Source organism: Colwellia sp. MEBiC06753, assembly GCF_053470325.1.
On record NZ_JBQMTM010000034.1, the window covers coordinates 1 to 8139 of the forward strand.

The 8139-nt window shown below is 40.5% G+C and carries 1 protein-coding gene; it reads right to left on the reverse strand.

Annotation, left to right across the window (positions count from 1 at the left end):
• On the reverse strand, positions 1-8108 hold an 8108-nt coding region (locus ACOB82_RS17630; RefSeq protein WP_448214317.1), incomplete at its 3' end, for a calcium-binding protein.
• Positions 8109-8139: the final 31 nt, after the last annotated feature.

Here is an 8139-nt window from a genome sequence, read left to right on the forward strand (position 1 = left end):
TTGCTTGCATCTTGGCCAAGTTGACGACTCATCGCATCAAGCTTCGCTTGACGCTCAAGGTCTTCTTTTGATGGTTGTGGAGACTTACTTAAACCACTAACGATAGAGTTACCTACTGCATTGCCAAAAGCATCCGTTGCAACTGCATCGTTATTCCAGCTTCTATCGCCACGTAAAACGCGATTTGCAATATAACCCGCACCCGAAGCTGCAATATTCATCGCCACATCCCCCAAAAAGTCGCCAACACTGTTGAACTCTCCTGGTAATGAACTCCCCACACTTGCTGATGCCGCACTCGCTGCGACATTGGCCCAACTAAAACTAGAATGACCCGTAGACATTTTACTAACAGCAGATGCGCCTATTGTTGATGCAGCCCCTGCAACTGCACGGCCTGTTGTACTTAATCCTGTAGCGACACCATTCGCATCAGTCGCTACTAGAATACTTATTTCTTTACCGTTGACTAAGCCATTCGTACCTACATTAGCGCCATTTGCTGGTACGCCATCCAATCCAGAAGCAGGTAGTCCAGCGGCATCCATCACCCCTCCCGTAATTGCACCACCGACAGCTGCAACGGCCACCTGTGACCAACTAAAACTATCGACTTCTCCTAGAGCCAAACCTGTTGTTTGTGAGGCTGCACTACCTGCTGCTGCACCAATTGCAAAGCCTGCTGTATTACTACTTAAAGCTCCAGCAGCTGCACCGCCTGTATAGTAAGTTACTACCACTGCTACTGCTACCATCACCGCTTGAGCAACTGCATTGCAGCCAGCTTCGCTTGGCGATGGAACGTAAGGCAGCATAGGATTTGTATTGCCAATTAACTCTTGTAGATTAATACCGTTGAACTGTTCGAAGGAATTCGTACTGTTTGCTTGTTTCGGTATAGTTATTGTTTGCCCTGTGACTAAGGCGTCATCTGGCTCTGATGTTAGGCCGTTAGCATCGGCGATAATAAACCACAATTCACTGCTACCATAAAACAATGTAGCTAAACTGCGTAGACTGTCACCTTCTCTTATTGTATGACGCGTTGAGTTGCTAGCATCTAGATTAAATGCCGATAAGTGATGTGCTTTGACTTCCACTTTACCATCGGCACGGAATTGACCTAAGAAGTTGCCAGCTGCATGCATATAGTGCGTGTCATTATCAACTTCGTTTTCACCAGTGATATGGAAAGTGTCTTGAATATACGCAATGGTATTAGCAATTGTGGCCTCTGATTGCGGTTCAGGGTTACCAGTCTCACCATCTATTGGTTGTGTTGGCAAAGCACCTAGATGTGTTTGAGATTGCTCACCACTTTGTTTGCGCAACAATTTCCCATCTGTTGACATATCCATGTAACGCGCTTGAATTTTGCTTGACGCTTCATTGCTTTCTTCTACAGCAATTAATTGTCCTTGAATGTCATAAAAGCTATTGGTGCTAGATGGTTTATATGAATCAACACTTGAACTGCCGTTAACTTGTGACTCTAAGTAATGTTCGCGCGCGTCATAATGATAGCTAAAATTATGAACAAATTGCCTCGGCTGCGAGCCAGCTTGCCCCATCGCTTTATCAAACTGACGATAGACCATTTGCTGTTTAATACCACTAATATATTGATAGGTTGTTTCAGTAATATTGCTAGCATTTTCACCTAAGTCGCTAGCATTAAATTGGTGACTATAGTATGGCGTATTAGGACCAAATTCTTCAGCAATTTTTCGTAAAACACTATCAAGTTTTATGTCTGTCCAACCAGTTTCTAAAACATTAATCACTTGACCATCACTATTGTAAGTAAACTGCTGACGCGATTTAACACCATGCGTCAATTCAAAATTAACGTTGTAACTACCGACAAAGTCAATGCTTTCTACGTCCTCTACGGAAAAGAATGTTTCCGGTTCAAAGTATTTAACCGTATCAGTTACTTGTCCTGTAAGATCATAGGCGTGGGTAATGGTTGTAGCAAATTTCGTACTGCCAAAATTGCCAACAGCTTGGTAAAGCTCTAGTAAGTTAGTGCCAGTTGTTGAATCATTGTCATAGCTTTGCTGAGCAGATAACAAGAAGCCTTGTGCGCTATAATGCATCAATTCAGCTTGGTGGCCACCTTTACTATAGGTTTTAATGCGGTTCCCCATCGCATCATATTCATAAAAGTGCCCTTGTTCATCTATAACAATTGAAGTTCCAACCAAACTGCCGGCATCAATGATCACTTGGCCTTTGGCATCATAAGTAAACCAGTATTCTTCCGATTCACCAGCTTTATCAAAATCAAGTGTACCTTCAGCTGTTAGCTCTACATTATTGTCTGTCGCAATAAGGGTTATTTTTAACGCTTCAATAAATTCTGCTGGTGGTGTTCCTGATAATCGCCCTGTTTCAGTATCAAAGGTTAACCATTGATTAAGCGGTTCAGGAATAATAACGTCGGGTTCAATTGTAAGTGTTTGGCCTTGCGGTTCTTCTCCGCCTTCTCCCATAACAACGGGAGAAGCGTATTGTGTCTGTTGCTCGGATTCAGGTAGTTCTATTCGAACACCGTATTTTGCATTAGCACTTAACCCCGTGAAATAAGGTTTAATATCGACACTAAATTGTTGACCAGATACTTGTTCGATTGTTCCAAGCTGACTAGCTTTAGCACCGTTTACGATGATACTCATATCGCCATATTGTTGCTCGCCTAGCTCATTTGTAGCGACAACGCGAACTTCAAGGCCTTTGGTAACAATGTTTGCTAAGCCACTCACCCAACCATTATTAATATTAAGCCAATGTTCCTCGTCAACGTCGAAGTAACTACCATCTGGTTGAGCAAGTTGCAGCGTATATGTTTTATTACCCGTTAATTCACTAAAATAACTATTGATATTAAAGTTTAAGATATCATTTAGCTCAAGCGTTTGAGTTGGAAGGTTGACCGGAGTCAAATTCACAATTGGGCGTGCCGTTATCGATAGGTTAAAGATAACGGTAAGTTCACCGCCCCGACCATCATCGGCAACTAAATCAAACGTAATGTCTTGCACATTTAGTGGCGCATAGCCGAATAATTCTTGAGTTTCCGCATCATATGACAACCAATCAGGTAGTGTAGATTTATCAAAACTCAGTACATCTCCATTGCCATCATTGAAAACAACAGATTGGCGGAAGAAGTCTCCTGCAACAGTCAAAAAGTTTTGCTCACCTTCATACGTTGGCACAACATTCAACTCTGTCACTTCTAAAGTAAACTCTTGACTAGTTGTCTGCAAACCGTCGGTAGCTGTAATTTCTATTTGATACATTGCTTGGTTTGCTAATGTACCAAATATAACGCCAGTATTTTCATCAATCGTCAAGCCTGGTGGTAACCCTTGATAGATAATAGGCTCTTCATCATTGATAACAAACGAAGCTGAATATTGAAGTGCGTCTCCATCAGCGTCTTTGAAATATGCTCCGGCATTAAAAATAAATGACGCCATTTTCAATACCGATATATTTGGTAGCTTTCTAGAGGACGGAGCCAAATTTTCAGGTAGTGGATTTACCTGATTAAGAACTTCAAGGTGCGAAATTTCCGCATCTATAAATTTGTAATTTTCGAAAATGTTTAAACGATAATCTTTTACCGTAATTATTTCTCCATAGTCCTTTATATGAATAATTAAATCTTGCTCGCTTTCATAGAAAGTTACGTCTGAACTTAAGAGATCATTAAATTCAATTACGTCATAACCGCCAGTATCTAGTAAAGTATCGTTTCCGTCACCAGCAGAATAAAAATACACATCATTTTTAGTTGTTCCCAAAATGGTGTCATCACCTTTACCGCCACGATGATTAAGATGACGAATATTAGTACTATAGTCCCAATAATCGTCACCAGCAGTACCTATGACTGTTGTCCGTTTGCCCAACTCATACTCATCCCAAGTAGTTCCATCAGCAAACTCTATAATTTCAATCTTCCCATTTTGCTCCTCGTCAACGAACCAGTTTTTCACCGTTAATGTGTCACCACTGTCTAACGTAAAAATCATGTCGTCGCCGTGAACTTCTATTGTCAGGTTATCGGGCGTTATACCTTCACCAAACCGAATATAATCATATTCCCACCAGTCCGTACCCGCATCATCAATTATATCGTGACCATCACCTCTATTAAAATAATAGTAGTCATTGTCTATTCCACCGAAAATTTCATCGTTACCTTTACCACCAAAGTGTCCCATTTCAACATTACTATTTCGATGATCAATAACGTCATCACCTTGAGTTCCGATAATTTTAGTATTGCGACCAATATCATCTTCGCCCCATGTTGTACCGTCAAAGAACTCCACGACTTCAATTTTTCCGTTTCCTTCCTGTTCTACATACCAATTTTTAATGGTAATTGTATCGCCACTATGTAAGGTGAATATCATGTCATTGCCATGAATTTCCACCGAAATATTATCCGCTGTAATCCCCTCACCAAACCGTATGTAGTCGTATTTATTCCATAACGTACCAGCATCATCGATTACATCGTGACCATCACCTACATTAAAGTAATAAAAATCAACATCTGTACCGCCGCTTATTTCATCGTCACCAGCACCGCCCTGGTAACCTAGCGATAAACTAGTATCGCTATAATCCCAATAATCATTTGCATTGGTACCAATAATTCGAGTATTTACTCCTAAAGGCCCTTCTGACCATGTAGTACCATCTTTAAATTCTACGTATTCGATTTTTCCATTATTTTCTTCCTCAACGAACCAATCCTTCACAGTTAATGTATCACCACTATGAAGGGTAAAAATCATGTCCTGACCATGAACTTCCACAGTAATATTGTCTGGCGTAATACCGTCACCAAAACGAATATGATCTGGGGAACCACTACTACCGCGACCAGAATCATCTATCACATCATGTCCATCACCCACGTTAAAATGGTAGAAATCACGATAGTTACCACCTACTAGATTATCATTACCTTCTCCACCAACATGACTAAGACGCATTTGGCTACCAGAATAATTCCACGTATCATCTAGGTCTGTGCCTGTGATTTTAATAAATTCACCAAATATGTTTTCATGCCATTTAGAGCCATCAGCAAATTGAAAGTATTCAATTTTTCCGTTGTTCTCATTTTCTAAATACCAATTTCTAACAGTTAAACTATCACCGGTATCAAGTGAAATAATAAGATCTTCCCCAATTACTTTAGCGTCGATGCTCTCTAGTGTTATACCTTCACCAAAAACAATGGTGTCATTACCATGATTAGCCGCATTACCACCATCATCAATAACATCATGGCCATCACCAATATTGAAATAGTAATAATCTGTGAATTTACCACCTGCTATAGTGTCATTGCCTTTACCTGCATGATGGTGTTGGTCTATTGCAGTCGTCAAGTAGCTCCAATTGTCATCGCCATCTGTACCAACTAGCTTTGAGTTTTGGCCAATTTTATTCTCGTCCCATTTCGTACCGTCTTTAAATTCAACGTATTCGATTTTTCCACCATTATCCGACACAACAAACCAGCCTTTCACCGTTAATGTATCACCACTATCTAAAGTGAAAATCATGTCGTCGCCATGAACTTCTATTGTGAGGTTGTCTGGTGTTATACCTTCACCAAAAACAATAGTATCGTTGCCATGCCAACTTTGATGGCCGGTATCATCTATCACATCATGACCGTCACCTATACCAAAGTGAAAAGAATCCCCTGCAAGCCCACCAACAATAGTGTCGTTACCAGCTTTACCATCAAAGTTCAATTTTACTGGGCTAGTTCCATAATCTAAGATATCATCGCCTAAAGTACCTTCAACAACAGTTCTTCCACCTATTTCAGCTTCTCCCCATTTCGTGCCGTCAGCAAATTGAACATACTCAATTTTACTTCCGTTATCGTAGTCATTCAGCCAATAGGTCACCGTTAGGGTATCACCACTTTCTAAGGTGAAAATTAAATCACCTTCAACTTCTGTCATCGTAACATTCTCTGGTGTTATACCTTCACCAAAGACGATGGTATCTCTACCATGATTAGCCGCATTACCACCATCATCAATAACATCATGACCATCACCAATATTGAAATAGTAATAATCTGTGAATTTACCACCTGCTATAGTGTCATTGCCTTTACCTGCATGATGGTGTTGGTCTATTACAGTCGTCAAATAGCTCCAATTGTCATCGCCATCTGTACCAACTAGCTTTGAGTTTTGGCCAATTTTATTCTCGTCCCATTTCGTACCGTCTTTAAATTCAACGTATTCGATTTTTCCACCATTATCCGACTCAACATACCAGCCTTTCACCGTTAATGTATCACCACTATCTAGAGTGAAAATCATGTCGTCGCCATGAACTTCTATTGTAAGGTTGTCAGGAGTAATGCCTTCACCAAAAACAATGGTGTCATTACCATGATTAGCCGCATTACCACCATCATCAATAACATCATGACCATCACCAATATTGAAATAGTAATAATCTGTGAATTTACCACCTGCTATAGTGTCATTGCCTTTACCTGCATGATGGTGTTGGTCTATTACAGTCGTCAAATAGCTCCAATTGTCATCGCCATCTGTACCAACTAGCTTTGAGTTTTGGCCAATTTTATTCTCGTCCCATTTCGTACCGTCTTTAAATTCAACGTATTCGATTTTTCCACCATTATCCGACTCAACATACCAGCCTTTCACCGTTAATGTATCACCACTATCTAGAGTGAAAATCATGTCGTCGCCATGAACTTCTATTGTAAGGTTGTCAGGAGTAATGCCTTCACCAAAAACAATGGTGTCATTACCATGATTAGCCGCATTACCACCATCATCAATAACATCATGACCATCACCAATATTGAAATAGTAATAATCCGTGAATTTACCACCAGCTATTGTGTCATTACCTTTTCCCGCGTAGTGGTGATGATCAACATATGCAGACAAGAAGTTCCAGTTATCATCACCATCTGTCCCTATAACCGATGATTGCTTGGAGGCATCCCAACCAGACCACGTGATTCCATTGTTAAAAACAAACTCTTCAATACCGAAGCTTGTTCCGTTATACCAATTTGAGACTGTTATTATGTCATTTTCGCTAATAGAAATGATTAGATCACCAGATGTACCATCAATAACCAAAGATATTTCTTCTGGGTTAATACTTTCCCCAAATACGATCCTATCCTTACTGCCACCTGCATCATAAATTACATCGTTACCATCACCGAGATTAAAGTAGTATGTGTCAGAGCCAGTTCCACCTATAGTAACATCATCACCTTTACCACCTTGATGCCCTAACCCGATATTGCTATGACTATAATCCCATAATTTACCTTCATCCGTGCCGATAATCGTCGTACGTTGACCTATGTCAGTTTCATTCCAAACCGTCCCGTCGGCAAATTCAATAAACTCAATTTTACTGTTGCCTTCTTCAAGTACATACCAATTACTTACTTTTACACTATCGCCACTGGTAAAGAATATATGTAAATGAGGTTCATGCACTTCTATTGTCAAATCATCTGGAGTTATGCCCTCGCCCAAAACAATTCGATCATAGATTCCGCCTTCGTCGCCGATTACATCGTTACCATCACCGAGATTAAAGTAGTATGTGTCAGAGCCAGTTCCACCTATAGTGACATCATCACCTTTACCACCTTGATGCCCTAACCCGATATTGCTATGACTATAATCCCATAATTTACCTTCATCCGTGCCGATAATCGTCGTACGTTGACCTATGTCAGTTTCATTCCAAACCGTGCCGTCGGCAAATTCAATAAACTCAATTTTACTGTTGCCTTCTTCAAGTACATACCAATTACTTACTTTTACACTATCGCCACTGGTAAAGAATATATGTAAATGTGGTTCATGCACTTCTATTGTCAAATCATCTGGCGTTATGCCCTCGCCCAAAACAATTCGATCATAGATTCCGCCTTCGTCGTCGATTACATCGTTACCATCACCGAGGTTGAAGTAGTAAGTAGTGGTGTTCTCACCGCCTATAATCGTGTCATTGCCTTTACCGCCCAAATAGCTAATTGGGGTGGTCATTGCACTGTGATCCCAATTATCATCTCCATCT